The 16909-nt window shown below is 40.8% G+C and carries 11 protein-coding genes, 4 tRNA genes, 3 rRNA genes, 1 CRISPR repeat array and 1 other annotated feature (1 of these 20 only partly in view); of the genes, 16 read left to right on the top strand and 2 right to left on the bottom strand.

Features of this window, described 5'->3' with window-relative positions; genetic code table 11:
* Window positions 1–564: a CRISPR direct-repeat array (repeat unit 36 nt; unit sequence GTTTTAGAGCTATGTTATTTTGAATGCTAACAAAAC); it reaches 1121 nt to the left of the window's first position.
* Between the two features lie 59 nt (window positions 565–623).
* From PQQ29_RS13180 to PQQ29_RS13165, 4 genes are all read left to right on the top strand, one after another.
* Window positions 624–1082 carry a hypothetical protein gene (locus PQQ29_RS13180; RefSeq protein WP_207578832.1) on the top strand — a complete coding sequence of 153 codons (459 nt, stop codon included), beginning with the start codon at window positions 624–626 and terminating at the stop codon, window positions 1080–1082.
* Window positions 1083–1103: 21 nt separating this feature from the next.
* Window positions 1104–1469: an outer membrane protein assembly factor BamD gene (locus tag PQQ29_RS13175; RefSeq protein ID WP_045554499.1), complete on the top strand. Its 366-nt coding sequence runs from the start codon at window positions 1104–1106 to the stop codon at window positions 1467–1469.
* Between the two features lie 120 nt (window positions 1470–1589).
* Window positions 1590–2012, top strand: coding sequence for a MerR family transcriptional regulator (locus PQQ29_RS13170; RefSeq protein ID WP_010991366.1), 423 nt, complete (start codon window positions 1590–1592; stop codon window positions 2010–2012).
* A 21-nt stretch (window positions 2013–2033) separates the two neighbouring features.
* Entirely contained in the window at window positions 2034–2885 is an 852-nt protein-coding gene (locus PQQ29_RS13165) for an aldo/keto reductase (RefSeq protein ID WP_187983838.1), read from the top strand.
* A gap of 43 nt (window positions 2886–2928) precedes the next feature.
* On the opposite strand, the gene PQQ29_RS13160 is transcribed toward PQQ29_RS13165, so the two are convergent.
* Window positions 2929–4455, bottom strand: a complete 1527-nt coding sequence (locus PQQ29_RS13160; RefSeq protein WP_187983839.1) for a GW domain-containing glycosaminoglycan-binding protein — start codon at window positions 4453–4455, stop codon at window positions 2929–2931.
* 263 nt (window positions 4456–4718) lie between these two features.
* Here PQQ29_RS13160 and PQQ29_RS13155 point away from each other — a divergent pair, with 263 nt between their 5' ends.
* The 12 genes from PQQ29_RS13155 (at window position 4719) to mdrT (ending at window position 15619) form a co-directional block, all read left to right on the top strand.
* Window positions 4719–5747, top strand: a complete 1029-nt coding sequence (locus PQQ29_RS13155; RefSeq protein WP_153648569.1) for an Mrp/NBP35 family ATP-binding protein — start codon at window positions 4719–4721, stop codon at window positions 5745–5747.
* A 283-nt stretch (window positions 5748–6030) separates the two neighbouring features.
* Window positions 6031–7580 (top strand): 16S ribosomal RNA (locus tag PQQ29_RS13150).
* 129 nt (window positions 7581–7709) lie between these two features.
* Window positions 7710–7783: transfer RNA gene (locus PQQ29_RS13145), tRNA-Ile, on the top strand.
* A gap of 46 nt (window positions 7784–7829) precedes the next feature.
* Window positions 7830–7905 (top strand) — tRNA-Ala (locus tag PQQ29_RS13140).
* A 172-nt stretch (window positions 7906–8077) separates the two neighbouring features.
* A 23S ribosomal RNA gene (locus PQQ29_RS13135) occupies window positions 8078–11009 on the top strand.
* A 77-nt stretch (window positions 11010–11086) separates the two neighbouring features.
* Window positions 11087–11202: ribosomal RNA gene (gene rrf / locus PQQ29_RS13130) — 5S ribosomal RNA — on the top strand.
* The 16S, 23S and 5S rRNA genes sit together here with 4 tRNA genes alongside, the layout of an rRNA operon.
* A gap of 10 nt (window positions 11203–11212) precedes the next feature.
* A tRNA-Asn gene (locus PQQ29_RS13125) sits at window positions 11213–11288 on the top strand.
* A gap of 24 nt (window positions 11289–11312) precedes the next feature.
* Window positions 11313–11385, top strand: a tRNA-Thr gene (locus tag PQQ29_RS13120).
* 430 nt (window positions 11386–11815) lie between these two features.
* Window positions 11816–12352, top strand: a complete 537-nt coding sequence (locus tag PQQ29_RS13115) for a matrixin family metalloprotease (protein WP_185539337.1) — start codon at window positions 11816–11818, stop codon at window positions 12350–12352.
* Window positions 12353–12368: 16 nt separating this feature from the next.
* A complete protein-coding gene (locus tag PQQ29_RS13110; protein WP_187983848.1) occupies window positions 12369–13016 on the top strand; it encodes a hypothetical protein in 648 nt (215 codons plus the stop codon).
* Window positions 13017–13149: 133 nt separating this feature from the next.
* Window positions 13150–14037: a bile-regulated transcriptional regulator BrtA gene (gene brtA / locus PQQ29_RS13105; protein WP_003769200.1), complete on the top strand. Its 888-nt coding sequence runs from the start codon at window positions 13150–13152 to the stop codon at window positions 14035–14037.
* A 100-nt stretch (window positions 14038–14137) separates the two neighbouring features.
* The gene (gene mdrT, locus PQQ29_RS13100) at window positions 14138–15619 is read left to right on the top strand and encodes a cholic acid efflux MFS transporter MdrT (RefSeq protein WP_010991359.1); all 1482 of its coding nucleotides are present in this window, start codon (window positions 14138–14140) and stop codon (window positions 15617–15619) included.
* Window positions 15620–15666: 47 nt separating this feature from the next.
* On the opposite strand, the gene PQQ29_RS13095 is transcribed toward mdrT, so the two are convergent.
* Window positions 15667–16509, bottom strand: a complete 843-nt coding sequence (locus PQQ29_RS13095) for an SAM hydrolase/SAM-dependent halogenase family protein (protein ID WP_187983849.1) — start codon at window positions 16507–16509, stop codon at window positions 15667–15669.
* A gap of 68 nt (window positions 16510–16577) precedes the next feature.
* Window positions 16578–16827 (bottom strand) — a binding site (T-box leader).
* Between the last annotated feature and the right edge of the window lie 82 nt (window positions 16828–16909).

The following is a 16909-nucleotide window of genomic DNA, read 5'->3' as shown; positions in this document are numbered from 1 at the left end:
GTTTTAGAGCTATGTTATTTTGAATGCTAACAAAACAGACCAGTTAGCTCAGTACCTACTATCCAAGTTTTAGAGCTATGTTATTTTGAATGCTAACAAAACTACATATCATTCCATTCGAAAGTGTTGTAAGTTTTAGAGCTATGTTATTTTGAATGCTAACAAAACTCTATTGAAGTGAAATGTTATTTTGCCATAGTTTTAGAGCTATGTTATTTTGAATGCTAACAAAACTACAGCAATATCTGGTCTAACTGTGACCCTGTTTTAGAGCTATGTTATTTTGAATGCTAACAAAACCTCGAAAACAGTCACACGTTTATCCTTTCCGTTTTAGAGCTATGTTATTTTGAATGCTAACAAAACCGGATGAATTGTTTTATCGATGTTGTAACCGTTTTAGAGCTATGTTATTTTGAATGTTAACAAAACGCGGCGAAGGGAGGTTTGTGAATTGGCTTCGTTTTAGAGCTAAGTTATTTTGAATGCTAACAAAACGGTTTATATTTGGTATAGTGAAAAATAAAAGTTTTAGAGCTATGCTATTTTGAATACTAAAAACCCATCTCTTAACCTACTCCAACTAGAAAAGTTACACCATTATGAAAGAGAGGCCCCAACACATGACACAATACCACTACCTCGCTTCAAAAGCAGCACTAAAAACTACGACATTCGAAAATAAGACAAATTATATATATCAAAACGACTTAGACTTCCTGAGCTTGAATTTTGAAGAAAACGTTGATGAGCGTACAAATGAAAAATTTTCCTACTCCGAACATTTTAACCCAATTTGCAATTTCCAAGTCGCTATAAGTGAAGGGAAATTACCGTTAAAAGGTGAAGAGCAAAATAATGATTATGAATCTAAAAGTTTAAAAATACTACACGATTATATTATAAAAGCTAGTAAAGAAAGCGATATCCTTGAACTATACACTTCATGGAACGGCGAAGAAAACTTACCTTTGACGAATAAAACAGAATTAGCTATAGAAGATTTAACGCCAGAAAAGTTGATTTTAAGAGACAGAGAACTATTAATTATTAAAAATAAGACTTTTACATATATCACTTAAAATAAAAAGGAGACTCCATTCATGAAAAAAACCTCAATCATTTTTATTTTATGTCTAACCGTACTACTAACAGCATGCTCCACCACCGAAAAACAAACAAAAATAGAATATACAGAAGCAACAGGTACCATAGAGCAAGTAGAAACGAATGCAATTTTAATTAACAATTTCAAAGAGAAAAATGATAAGGATAATCCGGAATCCGCCATACGTTTTGGCATCGGGGACAAATATTACGACAAAAATGGAAACAAAATAAAACTAACCGAACTAAACAAAAACGACAACGTAAAAATCATTTTAACCAAGGATTACCCAATCCAAGAAACCTCACCGGGACAAATAGACCCTAAATACATTCAAAAAATTATCCTGCTAAACAAATAAAACTCTCTCACCCGCAGAGAGTTTTTTCTTTCCTTAAAAAAATAAACCTAAAACCCTTGCCTTGGTGTGAACTCCAGGGTTTATAATTCAATATGTAAAGACGAAGTGAGGTGATCGATGATGAATATCAAACAAGCGGCCGAAATGTTTGGGCTTACGGTCGATACATTGCGTTACTATGAGCGAGTTGGGGTTATTCCGCCTGTCCATCGTAATGAAAGTGGCTACAGGGACTATAAGACAAGCGACTTGAACTGGGTTTATCTTGTGAAGAGTTTGCGGAATGCGGGGTTGTCAGTGGAATCTTTAATTGAGTTTGCGACACTTGCCCAACTAAGAGAAACAGAGAATGTCGAAGCTGCTCAAAAACAAGTTTTAATTGACCAACTAAAAGAATTAGACGAAAAACTAGCTGAGATGAAACAAGTTAGAGATTTACTTGTATACAAAATCGATACGTACGATAGTCACATTGCCCAGTTTAAAACAGGGGAACTAACTGCAGATAACGTAGAAAAATTATGGGAACGGGACAAATTTTAAAGATAAGAGGAGGATTTTAAAATGAAAACAGTGAAATTAAATAATGGTATAGAAGTACCTATTCTTGGTTTTGGAACGTACCAAATTACCGATGCTGGTGAAGCGGAACAAGCAGTCAAAGAGGCGATTGCTGCTGGGTATCGTCATATTGATACTGCGCAAAGTTATATGAATGAAGAAGCGGTAGGACGCGGGATAGCCGCATCTGGTGTGGATCGCAAAGAGTTATTTATCACAACAAAGATTTGGGTGGAAAATGTTAGTTATAAAGGAGTCATGAGTTCGTTTGATCGCTCATTAAAACGTCTTGGGCTAGACTATATTGACTTATTACTAATTCACCAACCATATAATGATGTGTACGGCGCTTGGATGGCGATGGAAGAACTACAAGCTCAAGGTAAAATTAAAGCTATTGGTGTATCGAATTTTGGTGTAGACCGAGTAGTTGATTTAGCTGCCTTCAATGATACAACACCCCAAGTTAATCAAATCGAAATCAACCCTTTCCAACAACAAACAAAGAATATTGAAGCATTACGAAAAGAAGGCGTGGCTGTTGAAGCGTGGGCTCCTTTTGCGGAAGGGAAAAATGATATTTTCACCAATCCGATTTTGACTAAAATTGCCGAAAAATACGGGAAATCAGTAGCACAAGTGATTTTACGTTGGTTAATAGAGCAGGATATTATTGTTTTAGCTAAGTCTGTAAAACCTGAACGAATGGCGCAAAATTTAGCTGTATTTGATTTTGAACTGTCCGAAGAAGATAAGAGTGCGATTGCGACCCTTAATCAAGGCGAAAGTCAATTTTTCTCTCACGCAGATCCAGAAATGGTTAAATGGATGGCGAGTCGCAAAATAAATATTTAATACAAGAAAAGAGACCCGAGCATTTATCTGGGTCTCTTTGTTATTAACTTTGAATATCTGTTGCTTTAATCCAACCGAGGGAGTTATTATTTTCTTTAATATGCACCCACTGTTCGTCTTGAATCGTCGCTTCTTTATCTACTATCAGCAATTTACCATAATAGAAACCGACTGCTTTTGTTTCAGCGCTCGTTGCTTCGACTGGTTTGTTGTAAAGCATTGCTGCGGGATTTTTTAAATAGGAGACTTGAGTTATTGGTTTTTCAGCTTCAGGAGTATAAATGATATTTACATCTTTTTCACTAACCCAACCAACTACTTCGCCGTCTATTTTAAATTCGTACCATAGCGTGTTTCCGACTTTGGCGCGTGTAACTAATTCTAGTTTTTGAGTGTCATAGTCACTAAGCGGGGCAAGTTTCTCCGCATTTTTTGTATTAAAAGGGGCGCTCCAGACATTATCTGTTGCCGACTTACTTACAGTCGCGTAGCCATCAAAGCTATTTTGTTCCGTGATACGATCATATAAGCGGTCGTTCAATTTGTCTGAGCGAACCCAGCCGATTACTTTACTACTTTCTGAAAGACGGAACCATGCATAACCATCACGTGTTATTTTCTTATCAGCGTGAAGTGCTTTTCGGTCATATTTTGCAATCGTACCATTGTCAAACTGCTGTTCCGGACTAGGTAAGCGATAAATATGAGCATTTAAGTCATCTACATATTTTGTTGTATCAACATTTTCGTCGTTATTTTGATGATAACTCAAAGTAAGCGCCGAGCTATTTACCCAACCAATGTCTTTATTGTTTTCACGTAAAAAATACCACAAACCTTTTTCTGTTTTCGCTTCCCAAGAAATTTCTAAATTGCGATTTGTATAGTTCGCTAATGTGCCGACTTCCTCAGAATTAGTAGTATTAAATGGTGCAGACCAAATAGTTTCTTGTTCTTTATTTGCATTGACTGTACCTATAGCAGCGATTTTATTTTGGTATTCAATTTTATCATAAACAACATCGTATTGATCCAGATTGTAACGTTCAATAATAGCGACTAATTTAGAAACATAATCGGGTGCGGTAGCGTAACCGCCATCTTTTATCGCTTGCAAGGCTTTACGATAATCAGTTTCACCTACAGCACCTTGATAGCGTGCATTTTGCGTAATTAAGTTCGTATGGTCTTCAATTGATTCTTTCCAGCTAGGATAAACGCGGAAATCAGCCGTAGTTGCCCCGGAAGCTTCCATCGTCCCCATAGAAACAGATTTACCTTCATACTGACCTTTAATTCCAAATAAGTTATTAGAATTCTTGCTTAAACCACTTTTACCCCAGTTAGATTCTAAAATAGCTTGAGCAAGAGTTACACTAGTCAAAAGCTTGCCATCTCGGTAACCGTCTTCTGCAGCAGGTAAAATCTCATCGATAAATGTTTGTTGCGAAGAAGTTAATGAATTTTGAGCAACTCTTGAATTTCCCGTTTCTGCTCCAACATTTAAAGAAACTACTAAAAATGCCACAATGAGCAAGATAATCCCTGGTTTTATAAAATTTCTCTCCAAAATCGAACGCACTCCTTTTTACTATATCTGCGCTTATTTTAGCAATAAATAAAGAAATAGTTCTATTACAGTTCGATGACGAAACAAAGACAAAATGCTGAAGTGACTGGTATATATAGCTTTAACGTCAATTGCCAAAATGTGTAAAATTTGTGAAATTATTTATAGAGTGAAGTACATAAATATTGAATATGTGAAAAAAAGAAGGAGCCATGCTATAATATTCAGTATGTCAGCGCATTCATTTATGGAGGTTTGTAACTATGTTAAACGAACAACAAATTACTAGATTATTATATCGACTGCAAGATCCTGTTTTGGAAGCTAGTTTGGAAGAAACAGAAGGTATTTTAGAAGTGCAGGTCCTTGGAGAAAGCGCAAATATTAAAATTGCCTTAGCGGATCCAGCGATAGAAACAGATCATTTTGTTCATAATATAGAAGAACTTCTAACGCAATTCGGTGTAAATGAAATCAATATTGAACTTGAATACTTACCGGCTGCAGTAATTGACCGCATTTTTCAAGCAAGAGATAACATCCTTTCAGAAACTAGCCAAACTAAATTTTTAGCAATAGCAAGTGGCAAGGGAGGCGTTGGGAAATCGACTGTCGCAGCAAACCTAGCGATAGCCTTAGCTCAACAGGGTAAAAAAGTAGGCTTACTTGATGCGGATATATATGGTTTCAGTATCCCAGTATTACTCGGAACAACAGAATCCCCGCGTAAAGAAAATGGACAAATTATCCCTGTAGAAACAAACGGTATCCAAATGATCTCGATGGATTTCTTTGTAGAGTCTGGCGAACCAGTTATTTGGCGTGGCCCGATGCTAGGAAAAATGATAAAGATGTTTTTAGAAGAAGTGAGATGGGGAAAATTAGATTACTTGCTAATTGACTTGCCACCTGGAACTGGGGATGTCGCTCTAGATATTCACACCTTAATTCCAAAATGCAATGAAATTATCGTTACAACGCCACATTTCGCAGCGGCATCAGTTGCATCACGTGCGGGATATATGGCTTCGAAAAATAACCATAACATTATTGGTGTAATTGAAAATATGTCCTACCTAAAACTTGAAGATGGACAAACCTTAAAAATATTTGGACAAGGTGGCGGAGAAAAAGTTGCTGCTGACCTAGAAACACAACTTTTAATTCAATTGCCAATCGAACAACCAGATTTCAATGGAAATGGCTATACATCAGCTATCTATGGCGAGTCTAGTGAAGCAGGAAAAGCCTATAAAACTCTAGCAGAGAAAATAATTCCATATTTATTATAAAAACTTTGTAAAAAGTATTGACGAAAGGCAAAAATCTTGGTATATTTATAAACGTTGCTGATACGGACAAACGCTTTAGCAGCAAAAGAAACTGACCTTTGAAAACTGAACAAAAAAGAAGACGAAAAGCAATGAGACGTAAAGTCTCACTGGTAATCGCAGGGCAGAAAACAGAAAGCTGTTTTCAACAAAAACAAACTAGTAATTTAATTGCTAGCGAAGTCAATTTGACGCAAGGAATCTTATTCACGGTGTTGAATAAGTATTCAAATTCAATTTATATTTTAAAGAGAGTTTGATCCTGGCTCAGGACGAACGCTGGCGGCGTGCCTAATACATGCAAGTCGAACGAACGGAGGAAGAGCTTGCTCTTCCAAAGTTAGTGGCGGACGGGTGAGTAACACGTGGGCAACCTGCCTGTAAGTTGGGGATAACTCCGGGAAACCGGGGCTAATACCGAATGATAGAGTGTGGCGCATGCCACGCTCTTGAAAGATGGTTTCGGCTATCGCTTACAGATGGGCCCGCGGTGCATTAGCTAGTTGGTAGGGTAATGGCCTACCAAGGCAACGATGCATAGCCGACCTGAGAGGGTGATCGGCCACACTGGGACTGAGACACGGCCCAGACTCCTACGGGAGGCAGCAGTAGGGAATCTTCCGCAATGGACGAAAGTCTGACGGAGCAACGCCGCGTGTATGAAGAAGGTTTTCGGATCGTAAAGTACTGTTGTTAGAGAAGAACAAGGATAAGAGTAACTGCTTGTCCCTTGACGGTATCTAACCAGAAAGCCACGGCTAACTACGTGCCAGCAGCCGCGGTAATACGTAGGTGGCAAGCGTTGTCCGGATTTATTGGGCGTAAAGCGCGCGCAGGCGGTCTTTTAAGTCTGATGTGAAAGCCCCCGGCTTAACCGGGGAGGGTCATTGGAAACTGGAAGACTGGAGTGCAGAAGAGGAGAGTGGAATTCCACGTGTAGCGGTGAAATGCGTAGATATGTGGAGGAACACCAGTGGCGAAGGCGACTCTCTGGTCTGTAACTGACGCTGAGGCGCGAAAGCGTGGGGAGCAAACAGGATTAGATACCCTGGTAGTCCACGCCGTAAACGATGAGTGCTAAGTGTTAGGGGGTTTCCGCCCCTTAGTGCTGCAGCTAACGCATTAAGCACTCCGCCTGGGGAGTACGACCGCAAGGTTGAAACTCAAAGGAATTGACGGGGGCCCGCACAAGCGGTGGAGCATGTGGTTTAATTCGAAGCAACGCGAAGAACCTTACCAGGTCTTGACATCCTTTGACCACTCTGGAGACAGAGCTTTCCCTTCGGGGACAAAGTGACAGGTGGTGCATGGTTGTCGTCAGCTCGTGTCGTGAGATGTTGGGTTAAGTCCCGCAACGAGCGCAACCCTTGATTTTAGTTGCCAGCATTTAGTTGGGCACTCTAAAGTGACTGCCGGTGCAAGCCGGAGGAAGGTGGGGATGACGTCAAATCATCATGCCCCTTATGACCTGGGCTACACACGTGCTACAATGGATGGTACAAAGGGTCGCGAAGCCGCGAGGTGGAGCCAATCCCATAAAACCATTCTCAGTTCGGATTGTAGGCTGCAACTCGCCTACATGAAGCCGGAATCGCTAGTAATCGTGGATCAGCATGCCACGGTGAATACGTTCCCGGGCCTTGTACACACCGCCCGTCACACCACGAGAGTTTGTAACACCCGAAGTCGGTAGGGTAACCTTTATGGAGCCAGCCGCCGAAGGTGGGACAGATAATTGGGGTGAAGTCGTAACAAGGTAGCCGTATCGGAAGGTGCGGCTGGATCACCTCCTTTCTAAGGAAAAGGAAACCTGTGAGTTTTCGTTCTTCTCTATTTGTTCAGTTTTGAGAGGTCACTCTCTTGTATGTCAGATAAAGTACGCAAGGCAACATGCTTGGAGCATAGCGCCACTACATTTTTGACGGGCCTATAGCTCAGCTGGTTAGAGCGCACGCCTGATAAGCGTGAGGTCGATGGTTCGAGTCCATTTAGGCCCACTTTTTCTTTCTGACACGAAGAAAACATTCAATTTAATTCCTTTTAGGGGCCTTAGCTCAGCTGGGAGAGCGCCTGCTTTGCACGCAGGAGGTCAGCGGTTCGATCCCGCTAGGCTCCACCAAAATTGTTCTTTGAAAACTAGATAAGAAAGTTAGTAAAGTTAGCATAGATAATTTATTATTTATGACACAAGTAACCGAGAATCATCTGAAAGTGAATCTTTCATCTGATAGGAAGTATCATCGCTGATACGGAACATCAGAAAAACAACCTTTACTTCGTAGAAGTAAATTGGTTAAGTTAGAAAGGGCGCACGGTGGATGCCTTGGCACTAGGAGCCGAAGAAGGACGGGACTAACACCGATATGCTTTGGGGAGCTGTACGTAAGCGTTGATCCAGAGATTTCCGAATGGGGGAACCCACTATCTTTAGTCGGATAGTATCCTTACGTGAATACATAGCGTGAGGAAGGCAGACCCAGGGAACTGAAACATCTAAGTACCTGGAGGAAGAGAAAGAAAAATCGATTTCCTGAGTAGCGGCGAGCGAAACGGAAAGAGCCCAAACCAAGAAGCTTGCTTCTTGGGGTTGTAGGACACTCTATACGGAGTTACAAAAGAAAGTTATAAATGAAGCGGTCTGGAAAGGCCCGCCAAAGACGGTAACAGCCCGGTAGTTGAAATGGCTTTCCCTCCAGAGTGGATCCTGAGTACGGCGGAACACGTGAAATTCCGTCGGAATCCGGGAGGACCATCTCCCAAGGCTAAATACTCCCTAGTGACCGATAGTGAACCAGTACCGTGAGGGAAAGGTGAAAAGCACCCCGGAAGGGGAGTGAAACAGTTCCTGAAACCGTGTGCCTACAAGTAGTTAGAGCCCGTTAATGGGTGATAGCGTGCCTTTTGTAGAATGAACCGGCGAGTTACGATTTGTTGCAAGGTTAAGCGGGAAAAGCGGAGCCGTAGCGAAAGCGAGTCTGAATAGGGCGCATAAGTAACAGGTCGTAGACCCGAAACCAGGTGATCTACCCATGTCCAGGATGAAGGTAAGGTAATACTTACTGGAGGTCCGAACCCACGCACGTTGAAAAGTGCGGGGATGAGGTGTGGGTAGCGGAGAAATTCCAATCGAACTTGGAGATAGCTGGTTCTCTCCGAAATAGCTTTAGGGCTAGCCTCGAGGTAAAGAGTCATGGAGGTAGAGCACTGTTTGGACTAGGGGCCCTTCTCGGGTTACCGAATTCAGATAAACTCCGAATGCCATGTACTTATACTCGGGAGTCAGACTGCGAGTGATAAGATCCGTAGTCGAAAGGGAAACAGCCCAGACCACCAGTTAAGGTCCCCAAATATATGTTAAGTGGAAAAGGATGTGGGGTTGCTTAGACAACCAGGATGTTGGCTTAGAAGCAGCCACCATTGAAAGAGTGCGTAATAGCTCACTGGTCGAGTGACCCCGCGCCGAAAATGTACCGGGGCTAAACATATTACCGAAACTGTGGATGAACCTCTTCGGAGGTTCGTGGTAGGAGAGCGTTCTAAGGGCGGTGAAGTCAGACCGGAAGGACTGGTGGAGCGCTTAGAAGTGAGAATGCCGGTATGAGTAGCGAAAGAAGGGTGAGAATCCCTTCCACCGAATATCTAAGGTTTCCTGAGGAAGGCTCGTCCGCTCAGGGTTAGTCGGGACCTAAGCCGAGGCCGATAGGCGTAGGCGATGGACAACAGGTAGAGATTCCTGTACCAGTGCTAATTGTTTAACCGATGGGGTGACACAGAAGGATAGGGAATCGCACGAATGGAAATGTGCGTCCAAGCAGTGAGTGTGAGAAGTAGGCAAATCCGCTTCTTGCGAAGCATGAGCTGTGATGGGGAAGGAAATTAAGTACGGAAGTTCCTGATTTCACGCTGTCAAGAAAAGCCTCTAGGAAGAGTAGTACTGCCCGTACCGCAAACCGACACAGGTAGATGAGGAGAGAATCCTAAGGTGAGCGAGAGAACTCTCGTTAAGGAACTCGGCAAAATGACCCCGTAACTTCGGGAGAAGGGGTGCTCTATTAGGGTGCAAGCCCGAGAGAGCCGCAGTGAATAGGCCCAGGCGACTGTTTAGCAAAAACACAGGTCTCTGCAAAACCGTAAGGTGACGTATAGGGGCTGACGCCTGCCCGGTGCTGGAAGGTTAAGAGGAGTGCTTAGCTTCGGCGAAGGTACGAATTGAAGCCCCAGTAAACGGCGGCCGTAACTATAACGGTCCTAAGGTAGCGAAATTCCTTGTCGGGTAAGTTCCGACCCGCACGAAAGGCGCAACGATCTGGGCACTGTCTCAACGAGAGACTCGGTGAAATTATAGTACCTGTGAAGATGCAGGTTACCCGCGACAGGACGGAAAGACCCCGTGGAGCTTTACTGCAACCTGATATGGAATGTTTGTACCGCTTGTACAGGATAGGTAGGAGCCGAAGAGACGTGTGCGCTAGCATACGAGGAGGCAATGGTGGGATACTACCCTGGCTGTATGACCATTCTAACCCGCCACGCTAAGCGCGTGGGGAGACAGTGTCAGGTGGGCAGTTTGACTGGGGCGGTCGCCTCCTAAAGAGTAACGGAGGCGCCCAAAGGTTCCCTCAGAATGGATGGAAATCATTCGCAGAGTGTAAAGGCACAAGGGAGCTTGACTGCGAGACTGACAAGTCGAGCAGGGACGAAAGTCGGGCTTAGTGATCCGGTGGTTCCGCATGGAAGGGCCATCGCTCAACGGATAAAAGCTACCCCGGGGATAACAGGCTTATCTCCCCCAAGAGTCCACATCGACGGGGAGGTTTGGCACCTCGATGTCGGCTCGTCGCATCCTGGGGCTGTAGTCGGTCCCAAGGGTTGGGCTGTTCGCCCATTAAAGCGGCACGCGAGCTGGGTTCAGAACGTCGTGAGACAGTTCGGTCCCTATCCGTCGCGGGCGCAGGAAATTTGAGAGGAGCTGTCCTTAGTACGAGAGGACCGGGATGGACACACCGCTGGTGTACCAGTTGTTCCGCCAGGAGCATCGCTGGGTAGCTATGTGTGGCAGGGATAAACGCTGAAAGCATCTAAGCGTGAAGCCCCCCTCAAGATGAGATTTCCCATTTCTTCGGAAAGTAAGATCCCTGAAAGATGATCAGGTAGATAGGTTTGGAGTGGAAGTGTAGCGATACATGGAGCGGACAAATACTAATCGATCGAGGACTTAACCAAAAAATGAAACAAAGTTACCTAACTGAACCCTTTCTTCTCTAGTTTTGAGAGAGCAATCTTTCAACAACTTCATATTGTCTGGTAGTTATGGCGAGAAGGTCACACCCGTTCCCATCCCGAACACGGTAGTTAAGCTTCTCTGCGCCAATGGTAGTTGGGGGCTTCCCCCTGCGAGAGTAGGTCGCTGCCGGGCAATTTATTATTCCACAGTAGCTCAGTTGGTAGAGCAATCGGCTGTTAACCGATCGGTCGCAGGTTCGAGTCCTGCCTGTGGAGCCATTTTTTTATTTGAAAGGCTTTGCTGCCGCTTTAGCTCAGTTGGTAGAGCACTTCCATGGTAAGGAAGGGGTCGTCGGTTCAAATCCGACAAGTGGCTTAATATAATATGCTTGTATTTAGAATGTTTCGCTAGTATGCGAGGCTTTTTTTATTTGTCTAAAAATGATAAACACCTTATCAGAGTATACATATGCATTATTATTCAATGTGTTTTTATGAAAAATGTTAAATAATTAAATAAGTAGCAAATTTTATTGGATTTATTATTATTATATTGAGAAAAATGTGTATTTTTAGACATAATTAAAAGATTGATTGTATAAAATATGAATAACAAGCTAATACGTGTAGGATTTTAACAATGAAACAATTATAAAAGTCAATTTGTGTGGAAATAAAACAAAATTTTCTTTATTTTTTAGTAGTCCGTTACAAGAAACAGCCCTTTTCTTTCGTTTTCGTTCATACATCGCATTATTATGATACCTTATATATGTGTAAGAAAATTTTAAAAAGGAGATAACATCATGAGAAAAAAAACTGCGGTAACAATTTTGCTTTTTATTGTACTATTGACAACGATTCTAATGCCAACGAATGCAAATGCCTATACTAAATTAGGTTATTCTTTAAGTAAATCAAATGCTAAGAATTTTAAATTTTATATTAATGGGTCGGCGATGGGTTATAAAAATATAATTATTAATGGAGCAAAATCTTGGAATGCTTCTCCATATTTAAATACGGTAAGTAAGGGACGAGATGCAAAACCTCACTTTATAATTAGTAGTTCAACTCAGGACAGAGGGGCAACTATTGCTGTCTGTGAAACTTGGGCATATAAAGGGTCTAAATTAGTAGCGAAAAATGAAATAACTACTTTTAAAGCTTTTAGGTCTTTATCTGTAGGTGATAAGACTGAGACTATAGCTCACGAATTTGGCCATGGGCTTGGTTTAGGACATGTGAAAACGAAGAATGCAATCATGCTAGATGTTGGTTTTACAAAGAAAATAAAACCACAAAGGGATGATTTAAACGGTATTAAAGCAATATATAAATAAAAAGGAGGATTGAAAAATGAAGAAAAGTATTATCGTTATCATAGGATTAGTGAGCATAGTTGGATTGACGGGTTGTACTAATAATAAAAATATAAATGAAAAACAAATAGTAGGAAAAGAAATCGAAAAAGTTGAACAAAAAAGTAGTATAGTTTCTTGTGATGGAAAGTATCTGGATCTTGCAGAAAATATTGAAGAACTAGAAGAAAGTTCTCCTATTATTGTTACTGTAACGAAACACTCTGAAAAAAAATCTATTACAAAAGAATCAAAAAATAGCAATGTGCCTACAGAATTTTATACTATGAGTGAAGTAGTTATAAATAATATAGAAAAAGATGAAACGAAGACCTTAGAAGAAAATAAAACGATTAAGGTATTAGAAGATAGTGTTGAAAATGTTAAAATCGATGGACAAGAATACGATTTAACGATTGATGGGTATAAAAATATGAAAGAAGACGAAGAATATACGCTATTTATAAGGAAAAGTACATCTGGAGATAATTATGTACTTACAAATGCTATGTTAAGTAAATATCCTGTTGCTGAGTTGAGTGAAAGTGAGCTGTTCCTTGAAAATGAGGAAAACAAGGAAGAAGCGATAGATATGAAAGATACGTATAAGGATATATATAAGGAAGTTCTAAGTGATTATAACTAAAAAAATATGTATCTTATGACCCTGGGAATAAAACTGGGGTCTATTTTTATGGAGGCTTTATTACATATCTTGAATAGGTCGTATAAATAGATTATACTAGGGGTATAAATACAAGGACGGATGGGGTGTTTTTTTGAAGGAGAAGAAGCAGCGGATTATTAAGTCAGCTAAAGAGGTGTTTCAAAAGCAAGGGTACTTGAAGACTTCTGTACAAGATATGGTGGATGCGGCTGGGATTTCTAAGGGGACTTTCTATAATTATTTTACTTCGAAAGAGGAGCTGGCCATTGTCATCTTTAAGCAGGAGTATTCTGTATTGCATCAGCGTTTGGAATATACGATGGCGCTAGATGGGACGAAGAAAGATAATTTTACGGAATGCTTGAAAATTATTATTCATTTTTATACGGAAAATGGGGAGATATTGAATATTACTTTTTCGCAGACGATGATTGATGATGACTTTAATGCGTTCTTGCAGAATGTTCGGCTTAAGAATATGGAATGGGTTAAAAATCAGCTTTTAGAGGTTTATGGAAAGGAAACGGAGCCTTATATTAACGATATTACGATGCTCTTGAGTGGGATGGCGGCGATGTATGTCTTTGCGAGCGGTAGTAAAAATGTTGACTCTGGTTTAATTGAAAGAGCCATTCCGTATGTTGTGAGAAGGCTAGATGCGCTTGTTAAAGATATATTGGAAAGCGGAGAAATTATTTTTACTGAGGCTGATACAGAGAACTTGGTGCCAGATCAAACGATGATCAGGAAGAAGCGTCTTGCTAAGTTACGAGAAGCGCTTGAGGAGCTTAATGTAGGAATTGAGAATGCGGATATTGCTGATTCGGATAAGTGGCAGTATAAAGAATCGATGAATGCACTTGTTGGCGAGATTAATAATAATGAAGCGCCGAGAGATTTCATGGTTCAAGGCACGCTTTTATATCTTAAACAGCATGTACCGGCTACTTTAACCAAAGAAGTGAATAAATTAGAAGCGTGCGTGAACGGGCTTTTATAAATTTTAGACTAACTAGTCACTTTTTATTGACTTGTTGGTCTTTTTTTATTATACTTCTATTATTCATCTGGAAATTTCCACATGGGAAGGGGTATTAATTTTGAATAGTACAGCAGTAGAACGGCCCGTTGATGTTAATGGGAAATCTTATAGTAGAAGTTTATTAGTAGTAACAATGATTATTGGGGCATTTGTAGCGATTTTAAATCAGACGTTACTAGCAACGGCGCTTCCAATGATTATGGATGATTTGCATATTACAGCAGCAACAGGGCAATGGTTAACAACAGCTTTCTTGCTGACAAATGGGATTATGATTCCGATTACAGCACTTTTAATTGAAAAAATTAGTTCAAAAACGTTATTTATTACGGCGATGACTGTATTTACAATTGGTACAATTATTTCGTCTGTGGCGGGTTCATTCCCGATTTTACTTACTGGTCGTATTGTTCAAGCGGCTGGTGCGGGTATTATGATGCCTTTACTTCAAACGATATTCTTGCTGATTTTCCCTCGTGAAAAACGTGGGGCAGCGATGGGGCTGATGGGACTCGTTATTGCGTTTGCTCCAGCGATTGGTCCAACATTATCAGGTTGGATTGTGGATTCATATGATTGGAGAGTATTATTTATTATTTTAATTCCAATTGCGGTTATTGATATTATTTTAGCCTTTTTTGGAATGAAAAAAGTAGTGAAGTTAACTGATACAAAAATTGATTTTCTTTCCATCGTGATGTCTTCAATTGGTTTTGGGGCGTTACTTTACGGATTTAGTTCAGCTGGTAATGATGGTTGGGGAGACGCGACTGTTATTACGACATTAATCATTGGTGTCGTTGTTATTGCGTTATTTGTATGGCGCCAACTTGTTATTGAAAATCCAATGCTTGAACTGCATGTGTTTAAATATCCAGTATTTTCATTGTCTGTTATTCTTGGTTCAATTGTAACGATGGCAATGATTGGTGCGGAGATTGTATTACCACTTTATATTCAAACGATTCGCGGGGAGTCTGCGCTTCAATCTGGGCTACTATTACTTCCAGGTGCGATTATTATGGGTATAATGAGTCCAATTACAGGGATTATTTTTGATAAAATTGGAGCGAAATGGTTAACGATTACCGGGGTTACAATTTTGACTATCGGTACGATACCATTTATGTTTTTAACAATGGATACGCCGCTTTGGTATATTGTTGTGTTTTATGCCGTGAGATTCTTCGGGATTTCGATGGCGATGATGCCAGTTTCGACTGCTGGGATGAATGCACTTCCTAACCACTTAATTAACCATGGTTCAGCGGTAAATAATACAATTCGTCAAATTGCTGGTTCGATTGGGACTGCGGTACTGATCACTGTGCTAACGAATGTGACGAAAGATAATATGCCGGGTAAAGCGCTTATGGCGACTGATCCAGCTAGTTTTGCTCAAAAAGCACAAGATGCTAGTCTGGACGGAATGCGCGCGGCGTTTATGGTTGCAGCAATCTTTGCGGCTTTAGGGATGATCTTAAGTTTATTCCTTAAAAATAAAAAACAAGAGCCAATCGTCAAAGAATACACCAAATAATATCAAAACAGGGTCAAACATCCGATTTGGATAAATGACCCTGTTTTTTATATTTTTTTAAGAGAAACTTTCCAGCTGGTGCCTGTTCCTACCGAATATGCGTCTACGAAAGAACCTTGATTGATGCCGAGCCCAAGATTATCAAGTGAGTTTACATAGATGAGTGCTTCACCAATGCGTAAGTCTGCGAATGAGCGGCTGTAGGTAACGAAATTTTTATAAACTACGCGGTCGTGGTGTTTGATTAGAACTTCGATGGAATCGCCGTATTTTGCGCCTAGTTTCAGGAAATCAGTCCGGCGAATATTTGTCCAAAGGTTGCCAAATGGGCGGTCGATTATATCAATTGTTCCATAAGCCTGTTCATCTTCTAAATAAGAGTCACTTAGGCTTAACGAAACAATGGACTCAGGTGTGGCTTCAGGACCAATATCTTCAAAACTAATCACACCAGCAGCAAGTCTCGCCGCAGTATAGGCAAAAATATCTCTACCGTGGAATGTATGAGAAGCACCTGACCTTGGAAGGCGATTTTTCTCTTCATCAATCAGACGAACCGCTTTAATCGTTCCATAATGGGCAATATGTGTTAAAGTTCCGTTATCTGGTGTAATAATATAATGACCATCCTCTGTTAAAACAACTACACTACGACGTTTCGAACCAACACCTGGGTCGACAATAGATACAAAAATCGTAGCTTCAGGCCAGTAAGGAACAGTTTGTAAAAGACGATAAGAAGCTTCCCAAATATTAAATTGAGGAATTTGATGCGTTAAATCGTATATTTGTAAATCACTACTAACACTATTAATCACACCATACATAGCACTAACTGCACCATCACTAATACCAAAATCAGATTGTAAAACAAGTAGCTGTTTTGTCAATTTAAACTCCTCCATTTCGGGCAATTTAGGGCAAAATAAAAACTCGCCCTCGTCCAAAAAACTCTTGGAATAAGGGCGAGAAAAATTTCACGCGGTACCACCTTAATTTATTTTCAGCTTACACTGAAAACCTCAAATAAGCATTTATGTAAAATACTTAGGGCGTTTGATAACGGACGCCAAATCCGTTGTGGCTTACTTATTTTCAGCGACAAAGCTCAGAGGCCATTTTCGGACATTGTTTTTTGTTCCTTTTCAGCAGTGGGAACTCTCTTTTTGAAAAAACAGATGTCGTACTTTTCTCATCATAGCTTTGTTATAAAGAATACAGAAAAGTTGGATAAGTGTCAATGAATATAGCATGATTTGTGAGAGAAATCGCATAGTAGTGCTATTTGAG

This window comes from Listeria innocua (assembly GCF_028596125.1).
In the GTDB taxonomy this organism is placed as follows: domain Bacteria; phylum Bacillota; class Bacilli; order Lactobacillales; family Listeriaceae; genus Listeria; species Listeria innocua.
This window is presented reverse-complemented; position numbering and strand designations above follow the sequence as displayed.